This window comes from Streptomyces sp. NPDC046831 (assembly GCF_040645305.1).
GTDB lineage: Bacteria > Actinomycetota > Actinomycetes > Streptomycetales > Streptomycetaceae > Streptomyces.
Genome location: NZ_JBEYXZ010000044.1, coordinates 24007 through 50627, shown reverse-complemented (window position 1 = coordinate 50627; position 26621 = coordinate 24007). Strand labels below are relative to the sequence as shown.

Genomic DNA, 26621 nt, shown 5'->3' with positions numbered 1-26621 from the left:
CCTCTAACCCTAAATAGTCCCTGGTGACCGATAGCGGATAGTACCGTGAGTGAATGGTGAAAAGTACCCCTCCCGGCTCCCCGGGCGCGGCCGTTCCGCGGCGGCGCTCCTCCCGCCGTCAGGCGGCCACGACGCCGCCGTGTTCCCCGTCGTGGTGGATCGGCGCCCCTGATCCGGTCAGCGGGAGACCCGTTCCGCCGCGCCGGGTGGCGACGATCTCCGCGGCGATCGACAGGGCGGTCTCCTGTGGCGTACGGGCGCCGAGGTCGAGGCCGATCGGCGACCGCAGCCGGGCCAGCTCCCGCTCGCCCAGGCCCGCTTCGCGCAGCCGCCGGTCGCGGTCGGCGTGCGTGCGGCGGGAGCCCATCGCGCCGACGTACGCGACCGGCATCCGCAGGGCGGCCGTCAGCAGGGGCACGTCGAACTTGGCGTCGTGGGTGAGCACGCACAGCACCGTGCGCGCGTCGGTCGCGGTGCGCCGCAGGTAGCGGTGCGGCCAGTCGACCACCACCTCGTCCGCCTCGGGGAAACGGGCCCTGGTGGCGAAGACGGGGCGGGCGTCGCACACGGTCACGTGGTAGCCGAGGAACCGGCCCGCCCGCACGAGGGCCGCGGCGAAGTCGATCGCGCCGAAGACGATCATCCGGGGCGGTGGCAGGCTCGACTCGACGAGCAGTGTGAGACCGCCGCGGCAGTGCGACCCGTCCGCGGAGAGTTCCACCGTGCCGGTGCGGCCGGTCTCCAGCAGGGCCCGGGACTCGGCGGCCGCCGTCCGGTCCAGCTCGGGGTGCCCGCCGAGCCCGCCCTCGTACTTCCCGTCGGGGCGGACGACCAGGGCGTGGCCGAGGAGTCCGGCCGGGCCGCGGGCCACCCGGGCGACGGCCACCGGCTCGCCGCGGACCGCAGCCGAAACCGCCGAGCGGAGCACTCCCCGGGCGGGTTCGTCGGCGCGGACCGGTGTGACCAGGACGTCGATCACCCCGCCGCAGGTCAGTCCGACGGCGAAGGCGTCCTCGTCGCTGTAGCCGAACCGCTCCAGGACGGGGGTGCCGTCCTGGAGGGCCTGCAGGCACAGGTCGTACACGGCCCCCTCGACGCAGCCGCCGGAGACCGAGCCGATCGCGGTGCCGTCGCCGGCGACGGCGAGGGCCGCGCCGGGGTCGCGCGGCGCGCTGCCGGAGACGGCGACGACCGTGGCGACGGCGAAGGAGCGGCCCTCCGCCATCCAGCGCTCCAGTTCCGCAGCGAGGTCAAGCATCCGGTGCCTCCGCGGCCGCCGCGAGGATCCGGTCGGGGCGGATGGGCAGATTGCGGTGGCGGACGCCGGTCGCGTGCCACACGGCGTTGGCGATGGCCGCCGCCGCTCCCACGATGCCGATCTCCCCGATGCCCTTGATGCCGACCGGGTCGTCCGGGTCCGGGTCGTCGATCCAGTCGGCCTCGACGAGCGGGACGTCGGCGTGCGTGGCGACGTGGTAGCCCGCGAGGTCGGCGCCGACGTGGCCGCCGGAGGCCGCGTCCCGGACCGCCTCCTCGTGCAGGGCCATGGAGATGCCCCAGGTCATGCCGCCGACGAACTGGCTCCGTGCCGTGAGCGGATTGACGATCCGGCCCGCGGCGAAGATGCCGAGCATGCGCCGCATACGCACCTCGCCGGTCGTGACGTCCACGGCCACCTCGGCGAACTGCGCGCCGAACGAGTGCCGTTCGCTCTGTGCCAGCGCGGCGACGGCCGCCGAGGTGTCCGACCGTACGGTGATGCCCGCTGCCGGAACGGCGGCGCCCAGATCGAGCCGTTCGCGCAGTTCGCGGGCGGCCGCCGTGACGGCCCACGCCCAGGAGCGGGTGCCCATCGAACCGCCGGCGATCATGGCCGGCCCGAAGTCGCTGTCCCCGATGCGCACGAGGACCCGGTCCGGTGTCACCGCGAGCGCGTCGGCGGCGACCAGGGTCAGGGCGGTGCGTGCCCCGGTTCCGAGGTCGGCGGCGGCGATCCGCACGGTGAAGGTGCCGTCCGCCTCGGCCGTCAGGGCCGCCGTCGACGGGCCGGCGCCGGCGGGGAAGGAGGCAGCCGCCGTGCCGGTGCCGAGCAGCCACCGTCCGTCGCGCCGCACGCCCGGACGCGGGTCCCGCTCGGCCCAGCCGAACCTGCGGGCGCCCTCCCGGAAGCAGGCGAGCAGGTTCCGGCCGGTGAAGGGCAGCCCCGAGACGGGGCCCCGCTCGGGCTCGTTGCGCGCCCGCAGCTCGATCGGGTCGAGGCCGCACTCGGCGGCGAGTTCGTCGAGCGCCGACTCCAGCGCGAACGAGCCCGGCGCCTCGCCCGGCGCGCGCATCCACGTGGGGGTCGGCACGTCGAGGGGCACCACGCGGTTGGCCGTGTGGTGGGCGTCGGCGTCGTACATGACGCGGGCGACTCCGGCGCTCGGCTCGACGAACTCGTGCACGGTGGAGGTGAGACTGAGGGAGTCGTGCTCCAGGGCGCGCAGCCGTCCGTCGGCGTCCGCGCCGAGCCGGACGCGCTGCGCCGTGGGGCTGCGGTAGCCGGTGAGCGAGAACATCTGACGCCGGGTCAGGACGACGCGGACGGGCCGCCTCAGTACGGTCGCGGCCATCACGGCGGCCACCTGGTGGGCCCGCAGTCCCTTGCTGCCGAAGCCGCCGCCGACGTGTTCGGAGCGGACCCGAACCGAGGAGACGTCCAGGGAGAACATCTGCGCCAGTTCGCCCGCGACCCAGGTGGTGCCCTGGTTGGAGTCGACGACCTCGAGCCGGCCGCCGTCCCAGTGGGCGGTCGCCGCGTGGGGCTCCATGGGGTTGTGGTGTTCCTCGGGGGTGGTGTATTCGGCGTCGACGACCACGGCGGACGCGGCGAGCGCGGCGTCGAGGTCGCCCTTGGCGGTCACCGCCGGCATGTGGCCGTCGGCCGTGTGGGCGCCGGGGCGGCCGGCGGCGAACGCGACGTCGTGCGGTTCCTCGTCGTAGTGCACCACCAGCGCCTCGGCGGCCTCCCTGGCCTGTTCGGAGGTGCCGGCGACGACCAGCGCCACCGGCCAGCCCCGGTGGGGCACCCGGTCGTGCTGGAAGACGGCGGCGGTCGGGTCGGGCGGCACGCCCAGCAGGCCCACGAAGTCGGTCTCGACGCGGGGGGCGTTGCCGTGGTGCAGGACGGTCAGGACACCCGGCATGCCGAGGACGGCGTCGATGCCGATCGAGCGGATGCGGCCGCGGGCGACGGTGGAGAGCACGAGCCAGCCGTGCGCGAGACCGGCGAACGGGATCTCCGCCGCGTAGCGGGCCGCTCCGGTGACCTTGTCGCGGCCCTCCACGCGCGTGTGCGCGCTGCCGACGGCGCCCTTGGCCGCCACGGCGCCGGTCGTGCGGGTGGTGGCGGTGGTCATCGGACGGCCTCCTCGGCGAGTTCGGTCAGCACGGCGACCAGGAGGTTGCGCATCAGGGCGACCTTGTATCCGTTCTCCGGCAGGGGCGTGGCCGCGGCCAGCTCGGCGTCGGCGGCCGCGGCGAAGGTCGCGGCGCCGGCGGGCGCGCCGGTCAGGACCCGTTCGGCGGCGCGGGCGCGCCAGGGCCGGGAGGCGACGGCGCCGAGGGCCACGCGGGCCTCCTGGACGACGCCGTCCCGGACGTCGAGCGCGGCGGCGACCGAGCCGATCGCGAACGCGTAGGAGGCGCGCTCGCGCACCTTCCGGTAGCGGGAGCGGGCGGCGACGGGGGCGGGTGGCAGGGTGACGCCGGTGATCAGGGCTCCCTGCGGCAGGGCGGTCTCCCGGTGCGGGGTCTCGCCCACGGGCCGGTAGAACTCGGTGAGCGGCACCTCGCCCGGTCCGTCGGCCGTCCGGTAGGAGACGACGGCGTCGAAGGCGGTGAGCGCCACGGCCATGTCCGAGGGGTGCACGGCCACGCAGTGCGGGGACGCGCCGAGGATGGCGTGATGGTGGTGGTCGCCCTCGACGGCGGGGCAGCCACTGCCGGGGACGCGCTTGTTGCACGGCTGGGTGACGTCGGTGAAGTAGCCGCAGCGGGTGCGCTGGAGCAGGTTCCCGCCGACCGTGGCCATGTTGCGCAGCTGGCCGGACGCACCGGCCAGGACCGCCTGGCTGAGGGCCGGGTAGCGGCGGCGGACCTCGGGGTGGGCGGCGAGGTCGCTGTTGGTGACGGTGGCGCCGACGCGCAGGCCGCCGTCCTCGGCCGGTTCGACACGGTCCAGGGGCAGGTGACGGACGTCGACGAGCCGGCCGGGGCGTTCCACGCCGGTCTTCATCAGGTCGACGAGGTTGGTGCCGCCGCCGAGGAAGCGCGCGTCCGGATCGGCGGCCAGCAGCGCCACCGCTCCGGGGACGTCGGCCGCCCGCTGGTAGCCGAACTCCCTCATGCCGGCGCCCCCTCGGTCGCGGGCTGTGCGGCGGCCGCCCGGGCGACCGCCTCGACGATGGACACGTAGGCGCCGCAGCGGCACAGGTTGCCGCTCATCCGCTCGCGGATCTCCTCCGGGCTCAGGGGCGGGGGTCCCGCCTCGGGCCGGACGTCGCCGGTGACCGCGCTCGGCCAGCCGGCCGCGTGTTCCCGCAGTACCGCGACGGCCGAACAGATCTGACCCGGCGTGCAGTAGCCGCACTGGTAGCCGTCGGCGTCGAGGAAGGCCTGCTGCACCGGGTGCAGCCGCTCGCCCTCGGCGACGCCCTCGATGGTGGTGATCTCGCATCCCTCGGCCGCCACCGCGAGTTGGAGGCAGGCCACCGCCCGGCGCCCGTCGAGCAGGACGGTGCAGGCGCCGCACTGGCCCTGGTCGCAGCCCTTCTTGGTACCGGTCAGATCGAGACGCTCGCGCAGTGCGTCGAGCAGGGTGGTGCGGTGGTCGACGGACAGCGGATATGTCTCGCCGTTGATGGTCAGGGTGATGGCGCTGGACGTCGAAGGGCCCATTGGTCAGCCTTCTTTCACGTGTCCGGACGTTCCCGGGCGGACCGTCCGGCGGACAGGCGAAGCAAGAGACAGTCGGATGGCGCTGTACCTGGCGGACGATGTCGGAAGCGGGCAGGATGCGGGGGGCGGGTGTGCCGGGGCGACGGCCCCTGCTGCCTGAGCCGGCCGCGTCCGCCGTAGGGTGAGGTCGAAGCGGACAACTGTCCGCTACGAGAAACCTAAGGGACAGCTGTCCGCTCAGCAAGACCGGTCTCGGCCACGAGCCCGCGAGGAGGACGGGTGCAGCAGAAGAAGGACGCGCCCCTGCGCTCGGACGCGCAACGCAACCGCGAGCGCATCCTGGAAGCCGCGCTGGCCGAACTGACCTGCTGCGCCGACGCGCCGCTCAGCGTCATCGCCAAGCGGGCGGGGGTCGGCCAGGGCACGTTCTACCGCAACTTCTCCAGCCGCGAGGCGCTCGTCCTCGAGGTGTACCGCTACGAGATGCATCAGGTGGCCGACAGCGCACAGCCGTTGCTCGACAGCCGGGAGCCGGACGGGGCCCTGCGGGAGTGGATGGACCGCCTGGCCCAGTTCGCCATGGCCAAGGCGGGCCTGGCGGACGCCATCCGCCAGGCCACCAGCGCTCTCGGCGGCCCGGCGAAGCCGGGACACACCCCGGTGCTCTCCGCCGCGGAGCTCCTGCTCCGCGCCAACGAGGAGGCCGGCACCATACGCCCGGGGGTGACCGCGGAGGACTTCTTCCTCGCCATCGCCGGCCTGTGGCAGATCGACCCGCACGGCGACTGGCGGCCGCGGGCGAAGCGCCTGCTGGACCTGGTCATGGACGGTCTGCGCGCGGGCGCCCCGGGCCGCTGACCCGCCACGGCGTCATGGCGGCCCCGGCGGCGTCCGTGGTGACGGGCGGCCCCGCCGCACCGTCACCTCCCACGACGGCCCCGCCCCAGCCGCGGCCCCGGTGCCGGCACCGTGACGGCACCGGAACCGGCCGGCACGCTGCGCATGAACCGAGCCTGGGGCGGTCGGCCCGGGAAGCCCAGCCGCACCGGGCGGTCCGGGCCGTGCATCCGCAGGCTGGTCCTGCGGACCTCAGTAAAGGTGGGCGAACGACCGCACCTGGGACGCGGTGAGGGCTCCGCCGAAGACCCGGACGGTGTCCGCCCCTCCGTGGAAGTACTCGCCCCAGCCGCCGTCGGCAGTGTGACCGCGGCCGATCTGAAGCGGGCCGCCGGCACTCCAGGAGGCGTCGGGGCGCGACAGGCGCGACCCGCTACTGCGTCAGGCCGCGCCCCCGCAGCCGAGGACCGGGACCGCATCGGCGTGGTCCGGCGGTGAACGTCCACGAGAGAGCCGCCGCGCGCCGAGCAGTCACTTGCCGCATGCGTCGAACGGCGTTCGGTCGCTTCGAGATCCGCATCCCGCAGCGGTTCTCTCCGTCCGAGCACGCAGGGTACGGCGCATGGCGGCGGGCCTGGGCGGACCGCTTGGTCAGCCCAGGAAGCTCAGCCGTACCCGGCGGTCCGGGTTGTCCCTGTTGGTGTCCACCAGGCACACCGACTGCCAGGTGCCCAGTTCCAGGCGTCCGCCCACCACCGGGAGCGTCGCGTGCGGGGGGACCAGGGCCGGGAGGACGTGGTCTCGGCCGTGGCCGGGGCTGCCGTGGCGGTGCTGCCAGCGGTCGTCGGCCGGCAGGAGGGTGTGCAGGGCGGCGAGCAGGTCGTCGTCACTGCCCGCGCCCGTCTCGATGACCGCGATGCCCGCGGTCGCGTGCGGGACGAAGACGTTCAGCAGGCCGTCCCGGCCGGCGGCGGTCTCCCGCAGGAAGGCCTCGCAGTCGCGGGTCAGGTCGACGACCGTCTCCCGCGAGCCGGAGGCCACGTTCAGCACTCGGGTGGTGAAGGCATCTGGCATGTCCTTCATCCTCACCCCTCGGCCGGTGTTCACACGCGACCGTCGCCCCGGCAGGTCGCCCGGTCCGGGGAAGCGCGGGCACCCGGGAAGATCCACGCCCGGGGCGCCGTTGGCACGGGCGTGAACAGCTCACGTGAGGTCGAGGTCGTCGTCGTGGGGGCCGGCCAGGCCGGACTGTCCAGCGCCTACCACCTGCGCCGCGCCGGCTACGTGCCGGACCGCGACGTCGTGGTGCTCGACCACTCCCCCGGACCCGGCGGCGCCTGGCAGTTCCGCTGGCCGTCGCTCACGTACGGCAAGGTGCACGGCATGCACGCGCTGCCCGGGATGGAGCTGACGGGCGCCGATCCCGGCCGGCCGTCGGCGGAGGTCGTCGGCGCGTACTTCGCCGAGTACGAGCGCGCCTTCGGCCTGCGGGTGCGGCGTCCCGTCGACGTGTCGGCCGTGCGGGAGGGCCCGGACGGGCGGCTGCTCGTCGAGACGTCGGACGGCACCTGGACCACGCGGGCGCTGATCAACGCGACCGGCACCTGGGACCGGCCGTTCTGGCCGCGCTACCCCGGCCAGGAGACCTTCCGCGGGCGGCAGCTGCACACGGCCCGGTACACCGGGCCGCAGCAGTTCGCCGGGCTGCGGGTGATCGTGGTCGGCGGGGGCGCCTCGGGCACGCAGCACCTGCTGGAACTGGCGCCGTACGCGGCGGCCACCACGTGGGTGACCCGGCGTCCGCCGGTGTTCCGGGAGGGGCCCTTCGACGAGAACGCGGGCCGAACCGCGGTCGCCCTGGTCGAGGAGCGGGTACGGCGGGGCCTGCCGCCCAGGAGCGTCGTCTCGGTCACCGGCCTGCCGCTGAACGACGCCGTCCGGCAGGGCCTCGCGGACGGGGTCCTGGACCGGCAGCCGATGTTCGACCGGATCGTCCCGGACGGCGCGGAGTGGAAGGACGGGCGCCACGTGGCGGCCGACGTCATCCTGTGGGCGACCGGTTTCCGGGCCGCGCTCGATCATCTGGCCCCGCTGCGGCTGCGCGGACGCGGTGGCGGCATCGAGGTCGAGGGCACCCGCGTGGTGGCCGATCCGCGCGTCCATCTGGTGGGGTACGGACCGTCGGCGAGCACGGTCGGCGCCAACCGGGCCGGGCGGGCGGCCGTACGGGACGTCAGGCGGCTGCTGGCGCAGGATCCGGCCACCGCCGCCTGAGGCCGCCCGGCACGTCATCGCCCGCCGGCGCGTGACCTCGCCCTCTGCCGCACGCGCGCCTCGGCGCTCGGCGTCCGGACCGTGGGCTCGGCCGGGCGGCGGCTCGTGACGCCGGGGGCCGTTCCGGCCTCGTCCCTTCGGTCCGGCGGCAGCTCCTTGGCCCAGTTGTTCGCCGGCGGGCGGGCCCGGTGACCCGCGCGGACTCACAGACCGGCGTGCGGTCGGCCGACCGGGTCCAGGAGCGCGTCCCGGCGCACCAGTGCCGCGTAGCGCCCTTGGCGTTCCAGCAGTTCCTCGTGCGTGCCGTGTTCGACCACGCGCCCGGCGTCGAGCACGACGATCTGGTCGGCGCCGCGGACGGTGGACAGGCGGTGCGCGATGGTCACCGTGGTGCGGTTGGCCGACAGGGCGTCGATGGCCTGCTGGACGGCGGCCTCGGTCCGGGTGTCCAGCGCGCTGGTGGCCTCGTCGAGGACGAGGACCGGCGGGTCCCGCAGGATCGTCCGGGCGATGGCCAGGCGCTGCTTCTCGCCTCCGGAGAAGCGGTGCCCGCGCTCGCCGACGACCGTGTCGTAGCCGTCCGGCAGGCCCGCGATGTGGTCGTGGATCTGGGCCGCCCTCGCCGCCGCGTACAGCTCCTCGTCGGTCGCGTCGGGCTTGGCGAAGCGGAGGTTCTCGGCGACGGACGCGTGGAAGAGGTACGTCTCCTGCGAGACAATGCCGACCGCGCGGGCGAGGGTGTCGAAGTCCAGATCGCGGACGTCGACACCGTCCAGGGTGACCCGGCCGCCGGTCACGTCGTACAGCCGCGGCACCAGATGCCCGAGCGTGGACTTGCCGGCGCCGGTCGGGCCGACGACCGCCAGGCTGCCGCCCGCCGGGACCGTGAGGTCGATGCCGTCGAGGATCGGGGCGCTCTTGCCGTCGTAGCGGAAGGTGACGTCCTCGAAGCGGACCTCGCCCTTGACACGGTCGAGGTGGACCGGCCGCTCGCGCTCGGTGATGTCGATCGGCAGGTCCAGGTACTCGAAGATGCGCTGGAACAGCGCCAGGGAGGTCTGGATCTGGACGCCGGTCGACAGCAGGCTGACGGCCGGGCGGAACAGGCCCTGCTGGAGCGAGACGAAGGCGACGATGGTGCCGAGGGACACCTCGGGCCCGCCGAAGTGCAGTGCCAGGCCCGCGGTCCAGTAGATGACGGCCGGCATGGCGGCCATGACGATCGTGATGACGGCCATGCGCCACCGCCCGGCCATGTTCGACCGGACCTCGAGGTCGACCAGGCGTTCGGACTCGTCGGCGAAGGACGCGGTGAGCGAGGTGGAGCGGCCCATGGTGCGCCCGAGCAGGATGCCGCTGACCGACAGCGACTCGGTCACCGTGGCCGCCATCACGGCCATCTGCTTCTGGCGCTGGGTGGTGATCCTCTTGCGTTCGTTGCCGACGCGGCGGCTGATCCAGACGAACACCGGCAGCAGCACCAGGGAGACGACGGTGAGCCGCCAGTCCAGGGCGACCATCGCCACGATCGTGGCCACCACGCCGGTGAGGTTGGAGACCAGGGAGGTCGCGGTGGACGTCACGGTGGCCTGCATGCCGCCGATGTCGTTCGCGATGCGCGACTGGACCTCGCCCGTGCGCGTGCGCGTGAAGAAGGCCAGCGACATCCGCTGCAGCCGGCCGTAGACGGCGGTGCGCAGGTCGTGCATGACGCGCTGTCCGACCGTGGTGGAGATCAGGGTCTGCAGGACGCCGAAGACGCTGGTGAGGACGGCGCTGAGGATCATGCCGAGGGCGAGCAGGCTGAGCAGGCCGGTGCGGCCCTGGGGGATGGCGACGTCGAGGACGGCCTTGAGCAGGAAGGGCGTGGCGACCGAGACCAGCGAGGCCGCGCCGACCAGCAGGCCGACGATCGCGAGACGGCCGCGGTAGGGGCGGAAGAGCCGCAGGATGCGGCGTATCTGCCGGGGCTGTTCCCCGGCGTCGGCCGGTGGGGTCCAGGAGGGTGGGCGGTCGGGATGCATGAGCTCCTACGGAGGTGGACGGGCGTCGACGGCGAGCGCGGTCGACGGCGGCCTCTGGATCCTAGCTCATTGTTACCTATACTCACAATGAACTACATCCTGATAGGGTACCCGTATGACCAGCCCCGACCCCGACGGCCTCCTCGCCGAAAAGCTGCTGCGCCTCACCCGCCGCGTCCACCGCATCCAGAAGCGCCACCTGCAGCAGCGCGAACTCGGCATCACGCCGGCCCAGTCCCGGCTGCTGCGCGTGCTCGCGCACTTCGGGCAGCCGCCCCGCATGGCGGACCTGGCGGACTCGCTGGAGGTCGTGCCCCGGGCCGTGACCACGCTCGTCGACGCGCTGGAGGCGAGCGGCAGGGTGCGCCGGGTGCCCGACCCGGCCAACCGCCGGGTGATCCGGATCGAGCTCACCGACGACGGGCGCGCGGCGCTGCACGAACTGCACGGCGCACGGCGCGCCGCGGCGGAGGAGATCCTCGCCCCCCTGACGGACGACCAGCGCGAGACGCTCGGAGGGCTGCTCGACACGCTGGTGGGCGCGGCGCCCGAGCGTGTACAGCGCTGCTGAGGAGCGGGCCTGCCACGCCGGCCCGCGTCACCCGCGCGCCGTGAAGGCTGGAGGCGGGCGCCGGGGCACCGGGTCCGCGCGGACGACGGTCCTGACGCCGGGCGTGCCGCGTCACGCCATGAGGTTCGCCTTGTCCCCCATCACCACCACCGGGTTCTGCTTCGGGTCGAGTGTCCGCAGCAGGCGCTCCATCGCCTCCTTGGGGACGCTCACGCAGCCCAGCGTGCCGTTGCCGTGGTCCAGATGGAGCCAGATGCCGCCGCCCTTGGCCTCCCCCTGCGGCCGGGTCGGGTCGTCCGGCGGCACGCCCCTGCGGCGGTTGTAGTCGATGGCGATGACGTAGTCGAAGTCGTGCCAGTGCGACTCGTCCCAGTAGTACGGGGAGGTGAAGGCCTGCTCGTCCTGGAGGTAGGGGAACCGGGTGCCCGGATCGGGGAGCACGCCACCGGCGTCGGAGAGCGTGAACACGCCGACCGGGCTGCGTTCGTCACCCATCCGGTGGTCGGTCGTCCAGCCCTGCTTGCCGTTGTGCGCCGGCCAGCCGGCCGTCAGCTCCCATTGGGACCCGCGCTTCTCGTACAGCACGAGCGTGGAGTCGGGCGAGTCCTCGCTCTCGCCGTACACCGCCACGACCTGGCGGGTGTCGGCGGGAACCCGCTGCCACAGCCGGGCGCCGACACCCGGCACCCGGGGCGGCTGGGACGGCTGGGAGGGACTGGGCCGGATGGTCGCCGCCGTGCCGCCGGCCTTCGGCTCGGCGCCCCGGCTGACCTCCTCCCGCTGATCGCCGCACGCGGCCAGAGATGTCAGGAGTAACCCGCAGGTCGCCGCGGCGACCGTCGCCCGCTTTACACCACAACTCTTCATGGCCTCATCGTGACATGCCAATACCGCCCAATCTCTTCGAGATGGGGCCAACCGGCCCCAGATGCGGACAGGTGATGCCTCATGGGATCCGAGGTCCGGGCGACGTGCCGGCACCGCCGGACCCGCCCTCCCGGCCGGCGCCGACAGGGGTTCACATCCGGCCGCCGCTGCGGAAAACCAGTTGCCGCCCGCCACGCTGCGAGGCCAACCTGTCACGACTCGTCGCCGCCGCCGCGGCCCCCACCCACCCGCTGACACGAGCCCCTGGGACGTCATGCAGATCCAAGACCTTCCGTATCCCGACCCGGGCGTGCCGGACACCCGTTCGGGTCCCCGTTTCCTGTGGTGGCTGGGGCGTCATCAGCTCGGCGGACAGGTGAAGGCGTTGGCCTGGGGGCTGCTGCACTTTGCCTCCGTCGCCGCGCTGCCGTTCTGCGTGGGCCTCGCGGTGCAGGCGGTCGTCGACCGCTCCGGTGCCCGCCTCGCCCTCGCCGGCGGGCTGCTGGCCCTGTGCGGCGCGGGCAACGCGCTCGGCGACACCTTCCTGCACCGCGCCGCGGTCACCAACTGGATCACCGCGGCGGCCCGCGTCCAGCAACTGCTGGCCCGTCAGGCCGCCCAGTTGGGATCCGCGTTGACCCGCAGGGTGGCCGCCGGCGAGGTCGTCGCCGTGTCCACCGGCGACGTCGAGAAGATCGGCTGGTTCGTCGAGGCCGTGTCCCGGTTCACCGCGGCGGCGCTGACCATCGTGCTGGTCTGCGCCGGCCTGATGGCCTACCAGCCGGCGCTCGGCGTGGTGGTGACCGCGGGTCTGCCCGTGGTGGCGCTCGCGGTGCTGCCGCTGCTTCCGCGCGCGACCCGGCGCGCCGACGTCCAGCGCGACAAGGCCGGACGGGCCACCGAGCTGGCGTCGGACACGGTCGCCGGGCTGCGGGTGCTGCGGGGCATCGGCGGCGAGGACCTGTTCCTCGACCGCTACCGCCGCGCCTCGCAGGAGGTGAGGCGGGCCGCCGTCCGCAGCGCCCGCATGTGGTCCCTGATCGCCGCGATCCAGGTCCTCCTGCCCGGTCTGCTGCTGATCGCGGTCGTCTGGTACGGCGTGCACCTGGCCCGCGCGGGCCGCATCACCGTGGGCGAGCTCGTCACGGTCTACAGCTCCGTCATGCTCCTCACCTACCCCCTGCGGCACTTCGAGGAGATCGCCATGGCGTACTCCTTCTCCCGGCCGTCGGCCAAGCGGGCGGCGCGGGTGCTCTCCCTGCGGCGCGCCACGGACACCGCGGGGACGCGGGAGGCCGAGGTCCCGGCCGGGGACTTGAGCGACCCGGCGACCGGCCTGGTGGCCCCGGCCGGCCGGCTCACGGCCGTGGTGTGCGGCGACCCGGACGCCGCGGGCCGGCTGGCGGAACGGCTGGGCGGGCACCCCGCCGAACCGGGCCCGTCGGTGCTGCTCGGCGGCGTGCCGCTCGACGAACTGCCGCTCGACTCGGCGCGCACGGCCGTCCTGGTCCAGGACAAGGACCCGGTGCTGCTGTCGGGTTCGCTGCGCGAGCTGCTCGACGTGCCGGCGTCGGGCGAGGTCGCCGCGCGGGACGCACTGGAGGCCGCGCAGTGCGGGGACGTCCTGGAGGCGCTCGCCCAGGCGTCGCCGGGCGCCGAACAGGCGATGGACGTGCGCATCACCGAACGCGGCCGGTCCCTCTCCGGCGGCCAGCGCCAGCGTCTGGCACTGGCCCGGTCGCTGATCACCGACCCCGAGGTGCTCGTCCTGGACGAACCGACCTCCGCCGTGGACTCGCACACCGAGGCGCGCATCGCGCAGGGCCTGCGGAGCCTGCGGGCGGGACGCACCACGGTCGTCCTCACCTCCTCCCCGCTGGTCCTGGACGTGGCCGACCGGGTGGTGCTGGTGCACGAGGGCCGGGTCGCGGCGGTGGGCACGCACCGGGACCTGGTCCACACCGACTCCCGGTACCGGGCCGTCGTGACGCGCGAGACGGACGAGGAACGCGCGGCCCTGGACGTGCTGGAGGCCGAGGCCGCACTGCACGGCAGGCCCCGATCCACCCGGCCGGTCCTGCATGGCGGCACCTCCGAACACACCCGGCCCGCCCTGCGCGGCGCGCTGCGAGAGATCGAGGAGAAGGCATGATCGGCGTGGCGCCACCGGCGTACGACCCGGCGGCCCCGACGACGGCGACCACCCTGCCCGTCGGCGCCCCCGCGACCGTGCGCGCCTATGTGGGCGAGCTGTTCCGCCGGCACCGCCGTGCGTTCCTGTTCCTGATCGCCGTCAACACGGCCGCCGTGCTCGCCTCGATGGCGGGCCCGTGGCTGCTGGGCGGCCTGGTCGAGCGGGTGTCGGACGGTGCACGGGACATCCACCTGGGGCGCACCGCGGCACTGTTCGTCCTCGCCCTGGTGGTGCAGGCCGTGTTCGTCCGGCAGGTACGGCTGCGCGGGGCCATGCTCGGCGAGCGGATGCTGGCCGACCTGCGCGAGGACTTCCTCGTGCGGTCGGTCGGCCTGCCGCCGGGCGTACTGGAGCGGGCGGGCACCGGTGACCTGCTGTCCCGTGTCACCACGGACATCGACCGGCTCGCCAACGCGATGCGCGAGGCCGTGCCGCAGCTGGCCATCGGTGTGGTGTGGGCCGGGCTGCTGCTCGGCGGCCTCGTCGTGACGGCGCCACCGCTGGCCGCCGCCGTGCTGCTGGCGCTGCCGCTGCTGGTGATCGGCTGCCGCTGGTACTTCCGGCGGGCGCCCGCCGCCTACCGGTCGGAGGCCGCGGGGTACGCCGCCGTGGCCGCGGCGCTCGCCGAGACGGTCGACGCGGGCCGCACCGTGGAGGCGCACCGCCTCGGCTTCCGGCGTGTCGAGCTGTCGGAGCGCCGGATCAGGGAGTGGACCGCCTGGGAGCGCTACACGCTGTGGCTGCGGTCGGTGCTCTTCCCGGTCATCAACGTCACCCACGTGACCGTGCTCGGCTCGGTCCTGATGGTCGGCGGCGTGTTCGTCCTGCAGGGCTGGACCGGGGTGGGCCAGCTGACGACGGGCGCGCTCATCGCGCAGATGCTCGTCGACCCCGTGGGACTGATCCTGCGCTGGTACGACGAGCTGCAGGTGGCCCAGGTGTCGCTGGCCCGGCTGGTCGGCGTGCGGGACATCGAGCCGGGGGGCGGGGACGCCGCCCTGCACCCCGACGGTCGCGCGGTGGACGCCGACCGGGTGCACTTCGGCTACCGCGAGGGCGTCGACGTGCTGCGCGAGGTGTCGCTGAAGGTCCCGCCCGGCACCCGGCTGGCGCTGGTGGGGCCCTCGGGCGCGGGGAAGTCCACCCTGGGCCGGCTGCTGGCCGGCATCTACGCGCCACGGGAGGGCCGGATCACCCTGGGCGGTGCCGAACTGTCCCGGATGCCCGCCGAACGCGTCCGCTCGCACGTCGCCCTCGTCAACCAGGAGCACCACGTCTTCGTGGGCTCTCTGCGCGACAACCTCCTGCTGGCCCTGCCCCACTCCCGGCTCGGCCCGAACGGGACGGCGGCGCCCGCCGACGCCGTCGACGCCGAGCTGTGGTCGGCGCTGGCCGCGGTCGACGCCGACGGCTGGGCCCGCGCCCTGGACGACGGCCTCGACACCGAGGTGGGCTCGGGCGGTCTCGCGCTGACTCCGGCCCAGGCCCAGCAGATCGCGCTGGCCCGCCTGGTCCTCGCCGACCCCCACACGCTGGTCCTGGACGAGGCGACCTCCCTCCTCGACCCGCGGGCGGCCCGTCACCTGGAACGTTCCCTGTCGCGCGTTCTCGACGGGCGCACGGTCGTCGCCATCGCCCACCGGCTGCACACCGCTCACGACGCGGACGTGATCGCCGTGGTCGACAACGGCCGCATCAGCGAGCTGGGCAGCCACGACGAGCTGGTCGCGGCGGACGGCGCCTACGCGGCCCTGTGGCGCTCCTGGCACGGCTGAGCACGGCGCACAGGCGCGAGGCGCGGCGGCGGGGCGGGGCCGTCCGCCCGGGGCGGCCCGCCGTGGCGCCGCCCTGACCGGACCGTGGCGCACCGCGACGGCCGGCCGGTGTCGGGGCAGGAGGGCGGGCACCACCGGCCGGAACGGTCCGCCACCCGTCCGCCGCCCGCGGCCGCGGGCCACCCGGACGGGCGCCGGGAGAGCGCCGCACGGATGAGGGGCGCAGGATCCGCCGCGCCTGCCGCCGCGCGGTGCCGGACAGGGGTGGAAGGCCGGGGAGGGGGAACTCCTGGACAACGAGGCGGCGCCGCCCGCTCCGGCCGCCTCGCCGCACCCGAGGCGGGCACGCACGAGCACGAGCAGCCCGCGCCGGTCGCCGCGCTTGCCGGGACCGACGCCGCGGCCGCCGCCGAGGCGGCCGCGGCGCACCTGGACGACGCGGACGTACCGCACGGCCGGACCCGCCGGACGCCCGCCCTCAGCCTGTCCCCCGCCGTACAAGGAGTTTCGATGCAGCAGGACAAGCACCCGGACTACCACCCCGTCGTCTTCCGCGACCGCGCCGCCGGATACGCCTTCCTGACCCGGTCGACCGCCACCAGCGAGCAGACCATCGAGTGGGACGACGGCGAGACGTACCCGGTCGTGGACGTGGAGATCTCCTCGGAGAGCCACCCGTTCTACACCGGCAAGGCCCGCACGGTGGACACCGAGGGCCGCATCGCCCAGTTCGAGCGGCGCTACGGCAGCACCGGGCAGGGCTCCGCCGGAAGCGGCTCCTCCTAGCCGGTGCCCGCTCAGGAGCCGGGCGCCCGGCCCGGGAGGGCGCGGGTTCGGCGAGCGTCCCCGGCCGGCACCGCGGGTGCGGGGGCGCCCGTCGCGAATCCTCAGATGAAGTTGAGCGCGGCCGCGCAGCCCACGCCGCCGAGCAGCATGAACACCGGCATCAGCACCTTCAGCTCGACCCAGCTGCCCGCCCGGAACCGCATCGCCTTCGGCGGGCCCACGGGGTACCAGCGCTTGCGGCCCACCGGTATGGGCCACAGGATCGGGCAGCCGGACACGGTCAGCGCGTCGCCGATGTCGTGCACCAGCGCGCCCAGAAGGATCGGCAGACCCAGCCACAGGTAGTCCTGGCCCGGTGCGGAGAACAGCCAGTGCGACCCGTTGCCCGGGTGGTCCAGGATCCCGGCGAGGATCCAGGCACTGGTAGCGGCCAGCAGCCACACCAGGACGTCGCTGCTGGAGCCGCGGGCCGCCCGCCACAGCAGGCCCTCGATGGCCAGCACCATGTGCACGAAGAGGAGGGCCAGCACCGCCCAGCGGCCGCCGGTGACCGCCGCGGCGGAGGAGCCGGCGCCGATCAGCACCGCCCACAGCCAGGTGTGCGTCAGCGTGCGGTGTCCGCCGGAGCGGCGTGGGTCGCCCTGCTTCCTCGTCGCCTTGTAGACGGTGTAGGAGAGCTTGTCGACGATCTCGCACAGCCAGCGCGAGAGCGGTCCGAAGGCGCGCGATATGGTGGCGGCCTTGTGATCGAGGTCGGGGGCGAGCGCGGCGCCCGCGCAGATCAGCGCACCGGACAGCAGGACGGGCCAGGGCATCGCGTGCCCGGCCGCGGCGGCCGCCGCTCCGACGCCGAGCCAGGCCGCGGCGCCCGACAGTGAGTGTGCTGGTCCCATCATGACCGTTCCCCGCCCCGTTTCTCGTGCGCCGCTGTCCAGTTGGCCCGGTGCGCTCATGCCGTACCGGCGACACAGCGTAGCGGTCGTGATCTTCAACCGGGCATCCGATTCCCGCCGCGGTCCGGTCGCCAGGCAAGATGGGGGCGTGACCCTCATCGATCAGCTGCCGCCGACCGCCGACCCCGACGCCCTGTACGAAGCCTTCGAGTCGTGGGCCCAGGAGCGCGGTCTCACGCTCTATCCCCATCAGGAAGAGGCGCTGATCGAGGTGGTCTCCGGCGCGAACGTGATCGTGTCGACGCCCACCGGATCCGGCAAGAGCATGATCGCCGCGGGGGCGCACTTCGCCGCCCTGGCCCGTGACGAGGTCACCTTCTACACCGCTCCGATCAAGGCGCTGGTGTCGGAGAAGTTCTTCGAGCTGTGCAAGCTCTTCGGCACCGAGAACGTCGGCATGCTCACCGGCGACGCCTCCGTCAACGCCGACGCGCCCGTCATCTGCTGCACCGCCGAGGTGCTCGCCTCGATCGCGCTGCGCGACGGCAGGCACGCGGACATCGGCCAGGTGGTCATGGACGAGTTCCACTTCTACGCGGAGCCGGACCGCGGCTGGGCCTGGCAGATCCCGCTGCTGGAACTGCCGCAAGCACAGTTCGTCCTGATGTCGGCCACGCTCGGTGACGTGTCGTTCTTCGAGAAGGACCTCACGCGCCGTACCGGCCGCCCGACCGCGGTGGTCCGTTCCGCGACCCGTCCGGTGCCGCTGTCGTACGAGTACCGGCGCACCCCGCTCACCGAGACGCTCACCGACCTGCTGCAGGCCCGGCAGGCGCCGGTGTACATCGTCCACTTCACCCAGGCCCAAGCCGTCGAGCGGGCGCAGGCGCTGATGAGCATCAACATGTGCTCGCGTGAGGAGAAGGACCAGATCGCCGAGCTGATCGGCAACTTCCGCTTCACCACGAGGTTCGGCCGCAACCTCTCCCGCTACGTCCGGCACGGCATCGGCGTGCACCACGCCGGCATGCTGCCCAAGTACCGGCGCCTGGTGGAGAAGCTCGCGCAGGCCGGTCTGCTGAAGGTGATCTGCGGTACGGACACGCTCGGCGTCGGGGTCAACGTCCCGATCCGCACGGTGCTGTTCACGGCCCTGACCAAGTACGACGGCAGCCGGGTGCGCACGCTGCGCGCCCGTGAGTTCCACCAGATCGCCGGCCGCGCCGGGCGTGCGGGCTTCGACACGGAGGGCTTCGTCGTCGCCCAGGCCCCCGAGCACGTCATCGAGAACGAGAAGGCGCTCGCGAAGGCCGGCGACGACCCGAAGAAGCGCCGGAAGGTCGTCCGCAAGAAGGCGCCGGAGGGTTTCGTCGGCTGGACGGACCACACCTTCGACAAGCTGATCGCGTCCGAGCCCGAGCCGCTGACCTCCCGTTTCCGGGTCACGCACACCATGCTGCTGTCGGTGATCGCCAGGCCCGGCAACGCCTTCGAGGCGATGCGGCACCTGCTGGAGGACAACCACGAGCCGCGCAAGCAGCAGCTCCGGCACATCCGCCGCGCGATCGCCATCTACCGCTCGCTGCTCGACGGCGGCATCGTGGAGAAACTCGACCAGCCGGACGCCGAGGGCCGCATCGTCCGCCTGACGGTCGACCTGCAGCAGGACTTCGCGCTCAACCAGCCGCTGTCGACGTTCGCGCTCGCCGCGTTCGAACTGCTCGACCCGGAGTCGCCGTCCTACGCGCTCGACATGGTGTCGGTCGTGGAGTCGACGCTGGACGACCCGCGGCAGATCCTCGTCGCCCAGCAGAACAAGGCGCGCGGCGAGGCCGTGGCCGCGATGAAGGCGGACGGCGTCGAGTACGAGGAGCGCATGGAGCGCCTCCAGGACGTCACCTACCCCAAACCGCTGGAGGAGCTGCTCTTCCACGGCTACAACACGTACCGCAAGAGCCACCCCTGGGTGGGTGATCATCCCCTGTCGCCCAAGTCCGTGGTCCGGGACATGTACGAGCGGGCGCTCTCCTTCACGGAGCTGGTGTCCTTCTACGAGCTGGCCCGCACCGAGGGCATCGTGCTGCGCTACCTCGCCAGCGCCTACAAGGCCCTGGAGCACACCGTCCCGGACGACCTGAAGTCCGAGGACCTGCAGGATCTGATCGCCTGGCTCGGGGAGATGGTCCGCCAGGTCGACTCCAGCCTGCTGGACGAGTGGGAGCAGCTGGCCAACCCGGAGGAGATGACCGCCGAGGAGGCGCAGGAGAAGGCCGACCAGGTCAAGCCGGTCACCGCCAACGCGCGTGCCTTCCGCGTCCTGGTCCGCAACGCGATGTTCCGGCGGGTCGAGCTGGCGGCCCTCGACCAGATCGAGGAGCTGGGCGAGATGGACGCCGAGTCCGGGTGGGACGCCGACGCGTGGGGCCAGGCGATGGACAAGTACTGGGAGGAGTACGAGGACCTGGGCACCGGTCCGGACGCGCGTGGCCCCAAGCTGCTCGTGATCCAGGAGGAGCCGCAGAACGGGCTGTGGCGGGTGCGGCAGATCTTCGACGATCCGAGCGGTGACCACGACTGGGGCATCAGTGCCGAAGTCGATCTCACGGCCTCCGACGCCGAGGGGCGTGCGGTCGTCCGCGTCACCGATGTCGGCCAGTTGTGAGCACAGGAGAAGCCGCCGCATGACGAATCCGGCCGAAAGCCTCGTCGACCTGCTCGACCTGGAGCAGATCGAGGTGAACATATTCCGCGGCCGCAGCCCGCAGGAGTCCCTGCAACGGGTCTTCGGCGGCCAGGTCGCGGGGCAGGCACTGGTGGCCGCCGGCCGCACCACGGACGGCGAGCGCCCGGTGCACTCCCTGCACGCGTACTTCCTGCGTCCGGGCCGGCCGGGCGTGCCGATCGTGTACCAGGTGGAGCGCGTGCGCGACGGGCGGTCCTTCACGACCCGCCGGGTCACCGCCGTGCAGCAGGGCCGCACGATCTTCAATCTGACCGCCTCCTTCCACAAGCCCGAACAGGGCGGCTTCGAGCACCAGTTGCCGCCGGCCCGCACGGTCCCGGCCCCCGAGTCGCTGCCCACGGTCACGGACGAGATCCGGGAGCACCTGGGCGAGCTGCCCGAGCAGTGGGAGCGCATAACACGCCGCCAGCCCTTCGACATCCGCTACGTGGACCGGCTGCGCTGGACCCCCGAGGAGATCCAGGGCGCCGAGCCGCGCAGCGCCGTGTGGATGCGCGCGGTCGGGCCGCTCGGCGACGACCCGCTGGTGCACACCTGCGCGCTGACGTACGCCAGTGACATGACGTTGCTGGACGCGGTGCGCATTCCGGTCGAGCCGCTGTGGGGCCCGCGGGGTTTCGACATGGCGTCGCTGGACCACGCCATGTGGTTCCACCGGCCGTTCCGCGCGGACGAGTGGTTCCTGTACGACCAGGAGTCGCCGATCGCGGTTGGCGGCCGGGGCCTTGCCCGGGGCCGCATCTACAACCTCGAGGGGCAACTGATCGTGTCCGTGGTGCAGGAGGGGCTGTTCCGCAAGGTGGACTGACCTGCGGTTTCACCGATCATCGGTCGGCCCGCCCCGCGTCGTCCGACGCTGCGCGGGCCGGCCGTTACGACGTTCTCGCCGAGAACGAAGCAGGGGCCGTGGCCCGAGGTGCCCCCACCGCGTCTCATTGCGTTTCGTTGCACCCCACAGCGATTGTGCCCATAGTGTGCCAGCGAAGACACGTGGTCTAGTCCACTTCGCCCGATCCCCGCTCTCCCGATCGTCACTGAGGGCGTCGATGATGCGCTGCACCATCTGCTCGGCGATCTGATCGGCGACTACGAGCTCGCCACCAGCGGACACTGAACAGGGGCACACGAACACAGCGCGTCAGCCGCTGACCCCAGGCATCTGCCCGGGGTCGGCGTCGCCACTGAGTGCTGGGACCAGGCGCATACAGCCTCCGCCCCTCCACGGCGCTTGACACTCACCTGCCGAAGGGCGGGATCTGCTGCACGGCGAGGTCGTCGCGCAGCCGCAGGAAGCGCACTGGGTGACGGTACCGGGCCTCATCGATCGCGGTGTCGGCCTCGAACTTCGCCACCAGGTCGGGGCGGACAGGGTGGTACTCCAGCTCACCGCGAGTACCCCAGCCCGCGCTGAACCGTCGCCCGTGCCAACGTGGTCGGGGCCGGCCGGACGCAGTTGCCGGGCGAGGTCGCGCCGTTGGGCGGTGGCCAGTGGGGTGGTGCGGGGGCGATCAGCCGCAGGGTGCCGACGGCGTCGTAGCGGGCCAGCAGCAGCGTGGCCGGTGATGTCAGCGACCCGGTGACCCCGCCGACCGGGGCTTCAGCAGTGACACGCGAACGCATCTTGATCCAGGCTCGTTTGTCGGGCAAGTAGTGCTGCTCGCTGCCCTTGACCCTGCTCGTCCAGGGGCAGGGTCATCTCATCCCGCTGACGACCGGCTGGCCCCGGGCAAGGTAGCCGGGCTGAGTGCGGGATGGTCTGCCAAATCCTGTCATGGAATGATTGGTTATTGTTGTGACCGGGGGGTGACGGGGCGGTGGAACAAGACTTCCTCGCTGATATGGAAGCGCGGTTGCAGCGCTTCCGGACCAGTGGTGATCCTGCGCATCTGCTGGACGAACGCGCCCAGTGCGAGGCGACTGCGTTGGCCGCTCTCCTCCATGCCGATGCCGACCTCAGGTGCCACTTCACGCTGGGGTTGTTCCACTGGTACCGCAGTCGCCTCCTTCCTCGGCGCGACGCCATGGAAAACGCCGCGAAGGCCCATGACTTGCTGTTGCCCTGCTACGTCGCTGGACGGGAAGACCTCCCGGCATCCGTGGTGCCGGTCCTGGCCGCGCGCGTTCTCCGGTCGGTGACCGGCCGGCTGGAGGAGACGATCGCCGGTTCGGCCGGTCCTCCGCCCAGCGAGCTGGTGTCGCTGTGGGCGCGCAGCTTGGCGCTGGCGGCGCCTGGGGCTCGGGAGGAGATCATCGCCCGGGTGCTGCCCGCGGGCGGAACGTATACGCCGGAGCAGTTGGACCTCCTGATCGACGTGGGCCGCGCCGTCGTCAACGCCACTCCGCGGGGCCATGGCCACGAAGCCCCCGGCATGTCCGTACTGGCCAGTTGCCTGATCGAGCGCTTTCACGCCAATAACGCCACAGCGGACCTCGAAGCGGCCGACGAGGCGTTCCGCACGGCTCAGGGGATCACACCGCCAGACCACCCGATGGCCACCCAGCTGGAGCTCCAGCGTCGCCAGACACGGCGCCTGCGACTGGCGCACATGGCAGGGAAGACAGAACTCGACGAGGCCGTCCGAGCCGCGCGCAACGCCTTGGCGGCTGACGAGTCCGCCCCCGATCGACAGTCCCGGCTCCACGACCTCGCCACCGCGCTGCACAGCCGTTACCAACGATTCCGGTCTGCCACCGACTTGCAGGACGCCATCAACGCATTCCAGGAGCTGAACGACCGTACCCCGGTCGACCACCCGGACGTCCTGCGCATCGACGAGATCAGCTCCTTGGCCGAGTTGTTGTCCGCGCGGTACCAGCTTCACCAACGGTTGCCCGATCTGGACCAGCTGATCGACGCACTCACCGCGCTCGTCCACACCGTCCGCATCACGTCCCCGCTGTACATTCCCTCCCTGCGCCATCTCGTCACCGTCATGGCGGGCCGCTCCGAGATCACCGGCCAGCCAAAGGACCTCGACGCAGCAATCACGCTACTCGAGACCATCGAGCGTCACCTGCCCGCCAACGCGCCGCCGACCGCCGACGTTCTCCTGCTCCACGGCCGCATCCTGCAGACACGGGCGAGCCGCCTGGCATTACCAGCGGACCTTGACAAGGCCATCGAACTGTACGGGTCGGCTGCGGCGGCTTCGGCGCCCGGTCGGACCGTACGACTCGACGCCCTGAAACATCTGGGGGCGGCCCTGGGCCAGCGGGCGCAATGGTCGGGACGCCGGCCTGACGACATGGATAAGGCGGTGGCCGCCGCCCAGACGGCCGTCGACGAAGCTCCGCCCGATCACCCCTTACGTCCCTCGCTCCTGCACGACCTCGCCGGCGCCCATCATCTCCGACACCACCTAACGCGGAGCACCGCGGACCTCGACGCGGAGATCCGCATCAACCGGCTGCTGCTGGATGACGGCGGCACGGAGGACCCGGAATACCCGCTGCACGCCCAAAACCTTGGGATCGCACTGCTGTTGCGGTCCGAAGCCGTGAACGACCCGTCCGACGCGAACGAGGCGGTGGACGTACTGAGCGCGGCCCTCCAGCGGGCCGAAGAGGGCACCCCGCAGGTCGGTGTGCTGGAGCACATGCTTCGTGGGGCATACCGGTGGCGCTTCACATTCACCCGGGACTGGCGGGACGCGTGGGCCGGGGCCACGGCCACGGCCACGGCCACGAAAGGAAAACCGTCCCCTGATGAGTCATCCACCGACCGGCTCTTCATGCAGGCGGACAGCCGGCCACAGTCTCCCTACCCCGTCCTCGTCGATGGAGTGGGGGTGGCGCATACGAAGACGCCCGGCTGGAACGAAGGTCTGATTCCCTTCCTGACCCAGATGGGTGAAACTCTGGACAACGTGCCTCCAGGGACCCCCGGATGGCTCTACGCGCAGCGCTTCAGGCAAGTCCTGCGTGAGTCGCCGGCCGCCCTCGGCAGCCTGGCCGGGGTAGAGGAGCTGATCAACGCCTACAGAGCGGTTCTGCAGCCGATCAACCTACCAACCACGACCGCCGGCCACTTGGACTACGACGCCTCACTGGAGGCGCTCAGGCACGAGCTCCGTGACCCCGCCGCCCGCCCGTACGGCGCGCTGCGCGTCCAGACGCTGATCGACGCACAGCACAAGGCACTCGAGGAACCGGAGCCATCCGTGCCTGCGCGCTACACACACCAACTGCTGGCCTGCGCTCTGCTCACCACCTACGAGCGCTCCGGTGACCTGCACGAGCTCGACGCGGCCGTACGCGCCATCCGCACTGCACTGGCGGCCACCCCTTTCAACAACCCGGAGCGGGCCGCGCACCACTGCTTCCTGGCCGATGCCCTGTGGCAACGGTACGAGCGGACGGGCGAACAAGAGGACCTCACCGGCGTGATCGCCTCGCTGAGACACCTGAGCGAGCTGCTTCCACGCGGCGGCTGTGGGCAATGCCGGCGGTGCCGCCTGCGGGGCCGGCTCCACTTCAACCTCGCCTGCGCGCTGCGGCGCGTCTTCGAACAGACCGGGCGTGAGGAGGACGGGGCGACGGCCCTCCTGCAGGTGTACCTGGCACGGGCCTACGTGCTCCCGGGCCATCCCGACGCCGACCTGTACGGGGCACTGATCAACTGGTGGTCCCCGGACTCCGCACAGTCCACCGAGGACTTGAAGGAACTGATCCGTGCCTACCGCGCCGTGATCGACGACCTGCCCGAGGGAGATGCCGATCGGACAGTGTGTCAGTCAAGTCTCGGAGAACTGCTGCGACTGCTGCACCTACGTACCCAGGACAGCACGACCTTGGACGCGGCCATCGAGGCTACCCAGTGTGCCGTAGCGGGAACCGTGGTACCGCGGGCGGCACACGCCTGCGACCTGACACGGCTGGCCGCACTGCTGCTCCAACGCCACCAACAAGAGCGCGATGAGGCCGGCCGGGAAGCGGCGATCCAGGCGTACACGCAGGCGGCGGCCGTCCCCACAGCGCCCCCGTCCCTGCGCATTCACGCCGCTCAATCCGCTGCCGCACTCTGCGCCCCCGACCGCCCCAGGGATGCCACCCAACTGCTCACCCATGCGATGCGACTGCTGCCCGACACGGCCCCTCGGCATCGGCCGCGCGCGTTGCAGGAAAGCGCCCTGTCCGCTTTCCCCGGCCTGGTGGCCGACGCCGCGGCACTCACGCTCCGCACCGCGGATGCGGACACGCAGGAGCCGCCTGCCTACCAGGCGTTGACCCTGCTGGAGTCGGGCCGTGCGGTACTGATCGGCCAGGCCCTGGAGGTCCGGGGCGACATCGCCCTCCTGCGGCAACACCATCCACAACTGGCCCACCATTTCGTAGAGCTGCGCGCCGCACTCCATCTCCCCGACGGCGAAGGCGAGGTGGAAGGAGAAGCAACCAGCTCAGCGACCCGAGCCTCCCAGCACAGTCGCCGCCTGACCGAAGAGCTCACCGAGGTGCTGCAGGAGATCCGCAGGCAGCCCGGTTTCGCCTCGTTCGCGCGGCCGCCGACCCTGCGGCAGCTGGCAGCCCAGGCAGCCCAAGGTCCCATCGTCGTCTTCAACGTGAGCGACTACCGCAGCGATGCCCTGATCATCACTGAAGACGGCATCACGAGTCTGGCGCTGCCGACGCTGACTCCGCATGCCGTGAGACATCAGGTGCGGGCCTTCCAGCATGCACTGAGGCAGGCCACCGACCCGCAGCTGAGAGCCGTGGATTGCACAGGCGCCCAAGGGCGTATGCGGACCGTTCTCGCATGGCTCTGGGACAATGCGGCCGGTCCCGTGCTGCACCGCCTCGGCATCGACTCCGTGCACCGCACATCAGCCCCATGGCCCCGAGTGTGGTGGATACCGGGCGGTCTGCTCGGGCAGCTCCCCCTGCACGCAGCCGGCCATCACGACGAGGCCCTCGATGCCCCCGATCGCCGCACCGTACTGGACCGGGTCGTCTCCTCCTTCTCGCCCAGTGTCCGGGCACTCGACCACTCCCGCACGCGCGACAGAAGCCAGCACCGGCCACTCGACAAGGCGCTGATCATCTCCATGCCGACGACCCCCGGCATGAACGCCCCGCTCAGCTGCGCCGATCAGGAAGCCCACGTAGTGAAGTCCCGGCTTCCCGCGTCCCTCCGACTTACGGACGCGACGAGCGTCCAGGTCATGGAGTACCTTGCCGACTACCCGATCGTCCACTTCGCCTGCCACGCCGTGTGCCATCCGACGGATCCCTCGCAGAGCACGTTGCTCCTCGCCGACCACGCCTCCGCTCCCATGAGCGTGCGACGTCTGAACACCCTCCATCTCGGACAGGGCCGGCTCGCCTACCTGTCCGCCTGCAGTACGGCCGTCACCGCCGCCGATACCCTGCTCGACGAAGCCATCCATCTCACATCGGCGTTTCAACTCGCGGGCTTCCCTCATGTCATCGGCACCCTGTGGCCAGTGAACGACAGGACCGCCCTCCGGATCGCCACGGCCTTCTACGGCCATCTCGCTGAGTCCGGCCCCCAACCCGGCGACATGGCTCTGGCACTGCACAAGGCCCAGCGCGCCCTCCGCGATGCCTATCCTCTGTTGGTCAGCACCTGGGCCGCCCACCTGCACACCGGCGCCTGAGAGGTCGTTTTCGTCTTTATCGCTCGCGTTCAGGGCGGTTCTGGAGTGTGAGACTGCGGTACGAAAGAGGTAGCCGGCTGTGGTCGGGGCCTGTGTGCCGGGCGG

At 72.4% G+C, this 26621-nt stretch carries 18 protein-coding genes; 9 read left to right on the top strand and 9 right to left on the bottom strand.

Translation table 11 applies throughout. The annotated features are described in order from the left end of the window. Positions 1-118: 118 nt before the first annotated feature. The 4 genes from ABZ920_RS27600 to ABZ920_RS27585 are packed head-to-tail and all read right to left on the bottom strand — an operon-like array spanning position 119 to position 4938. Complete coding sequence (locus ABZ920_RS27600; protein WP_361510498.1) at positions 119-1258, bottom strand: XdhC/CoxI family protein; 1140 nt, start codon at positions 1256-1258, stop codon at positions 119-121. Next, positions 1251-3398 carry a xanthine dehydrogenase family protein molybdopterin-binding subunit gene (locus tag ABZ920_RS27595; protein ID WP_361510495.1) on the bottom strand — a complete coding sequence of 716 codons (2148 nt, stop codon included), beginning with the start codon at positions 3396-3398 and terminating at the stop codon, positions 1251-1253. The genes ABZ920_RS27600 and ABZ920_RS27595 overlap by 8 nt, the downstream gene beginning before the upstream one ends. Continuing rightward, entirely contained in the window at positions 3395-4387 is a 993-nt protein-coding gene (locus tag ABZ920_RS27590) for a xanthine dehydrogenase family protein subunit M (protein ID WP_361510492.1), read from the bottom strand. Before ABZ920_RS27590 ends, ABZ920_RS27595 begins: the two co-directional genes overlap by 4 nt. After that, entirely contained in the window at positions 4384-4938 is a 555-nt protein-coding gene (locus ABZ920_RS27585; RefSeq protein ID WP_361510489.1) for a 2Fe-2S iron-sulfur cluster-binding protein, read from the bottom strand. Before ABZ920_RS27585 ends, ABZ920_RS27590 begins: the two co-directional genes overlap by 4 nt. A 279-nt stretch (positions 4939-5217) precedes the next feature. On the opposite strand from ABZ920_RS27585, the gene ABZ920_RS27580 reads away from it, so the two are divergent. Next, a complete protein-coding gene (locus ABZ920_RS27580; protein ID WP_361510486.1) occupies positions 5218-5796 on the top strand; it encodes a TetR/AcrR family transcriptional regulator in 579 nt (192 codons plus the stop codon). 630 nt (positions 5797-6426) lie between these two features. Here the strand turns inward: ABZ920_RS27580 and ABZ920_RS27575 are convergent. Further along, the gene (locus tag ABZ920_RS27575; RefSeq protein ID WP_361510483.1) at positions 6427-6849 is read right to left on the bottom strand and encodes a secondary thiamine-phosphate synthase enzyme YjbQ; all 423 of its coding nucleotides are present in this window, start codon (positions 6847-6849) and stop codon (positions 6427-6429) included. Between the two features lie 120 nt (positions 6850-6969). Here ABZ920_RS27575 and ABZ920_RS27570 point away from each other — a divergent pair, with 120 nt between their 5' ends. Next, positions 6970-8049 carry an FAD-dependent oxidoreductase gene (locus ABZ920_RS27570; protein ID WP_361510480.1) on the top strand — a complete coding sequence of 360 codons (1080 nt, stop codon included), beginning with the start codon at positions 6970-6972 and terminating at the stop codon, positions 8047-8049. Positions 8050-8252: 203 nt separating this feature from the next. On the opposite strand, the gene ABZ920_RS27565 is transcribed toward ABZ920_RS27570, so the two are convergent. After that, positions 8253-10073, bottom strand: coding sequence for an ABC transporter ATP-binding protein (locus ABZ920_RS27565; protein WP_361510477.1), 1821 nt, complete (start codon positions 10071-10073; stop codon positions 8253-8255). A 115-nt stretch (positions 10074-10188) separates the two neighbouring features. Here ABZ920_RS27565 and ABZ920_RS27560 point away from each other — a divergent pair, with 115 nt between their 5' ends. Further along, entirely contained in the window at positions 10189-10644 is a 456-nt protein-coding gene (locus tag ABZ920_RS27560; protein ID WP_361510474.1) for a MarR family transcriptional regulator, read from the top strand. Positions 10645-10755: 111 nt separating this feature from the next. Here ABZ920_RS27560 and ABZ920_RS27555 read toward each other — a convergent pair whose 3' ends face one another. Next, positions 10756-11511, bottom strand: a complete 756-nt coding sequence (locus tag ABZ920_RS27555) for a L,D-transpeptidase family protein (protein WP_361510471.1) — start codon at positions 11509-11511, stop codon at positions 10756-10758. Positions 11512-11785: 274 nt separating this feature from the next. Here ABZ920_RS27555 and ABZ920_RS27550 point away from each other — a divergent pair, with 274 nt between their 5' ends. From ABZ920_RS27550 to ABZ920_RS27540, 3 genes are all read left to right on the top strand, one after another. After that, positions 11786-13663 carry an ABC transporter ATP-binding protein gene (locus tag ABZ920_RS27550; RefSeq protein ID WP_361510468.1) on the top strand — a complete coding sequence of 626 codons (1878 nt, stop codon included), beginning with the start codon at positions 11786-11788 and terminating at the stop codon, positions 13661-13663. Then, complete coding sequence (locus ABZ920_RS27545; RefSeq protein WP_361510465.1) at positions 13660-15480, top strand: ABC transporter ATP-binding protein; 1821 nt, start codon at positions 13660-13662, stop codon at positions 15478-15480. Before ABZ920_RS27550 ends, ABZ920_RS27545 begins: the two co-directional genes overlap by 4 nt. 510 nt (positions 15481-15990) lie before the next feature. Continuing rightward, complete coding sequence (locus ABZ920_RS27540; RefSeq protein WP_361510504.1) at positions 15991-16266, top strand: type B 50S ribosomal protein L31; 276 nt, start codon at positions 15991-15993, stop codon at positions 16264-16266. Positions 16267-16367: 101 nt separating this feature from the next. Here ABZ920_RS27540 and ABZ920_RS27535 read toward each other — a convergent pair whose 3' ends face one another. Next, positions 16368-17162 carry a metal-dependent hydrolase gene (locus ABZ920_RS27535; protein ID WP_361510462.1) on the bottom strand — a complete coding sequence of 265 codons (795 nt, stop codon included), beginning with the start codon at positions 17160-17162 and terminating at the stop codon, positions 16368-16370. Positions 17163-17307: 145 nt separating this feature from the next. On the opposite strand from ABZ920_RS27535, the gene ABZ920_RS27530 reads away from it, so the two are divergent. Further along, positions 17308-19821, top strand: a complete 2514-nt coding sequence (locus ABZ920_RS27530; RefSeq protein ID WP_361510459.1) for a DUF3516 domain-containing protein — start codon at positions 17308-17310, stop codon at positions 19819-19821. A gap of 19 nt (positions 19822-19840) precedes the next feature. Continuing rightward, complete coding sequence (locus ABZ920_RS27525; RefSeq protein ID WP_361510456.1) at positions 19841-20710, top strand: acyl-CoA thioesterase II; 870 nt, start codon at positions 19841-19843, stop codon at positions 20708-20710. Between the two features lie 575 nt (positions 20711-21285). Here ABZ920_RS27525 and ABZ920_RS27520 read toward each other — a convergent pair. Then, positions 21286-21549 carry a hypothetical protein gene (locus tag ABZ920_RS27520; RefSeq protein ID WP_361510453.1) on the bottom strand — a complete coding sequence of 88 codons (264 nt, stop codon included), beginning with the start codon at positions 21547-21549 and terminating at the stop codon, positions 21286-21288. 167 nt (positions 21550-21716) lie between these two features. Here ABZ920_RS27520 and ABZ920_RS27515 point away from each other — a divergent pair, with 167 nt between their 5' ends. After that, on the top strand, positions 21717-26516 hold the full coding sequence (locus ABZ920_RS27515; protein ID WP_361510451.1) for a CHAT domain-containing protein: 4800 nt from the start codon (positions 21717-21719) through the stop codon (positions 26514-26516). The last annotated feature ends 105 nt before the right edge of the window (positions 26517-26621 follow it).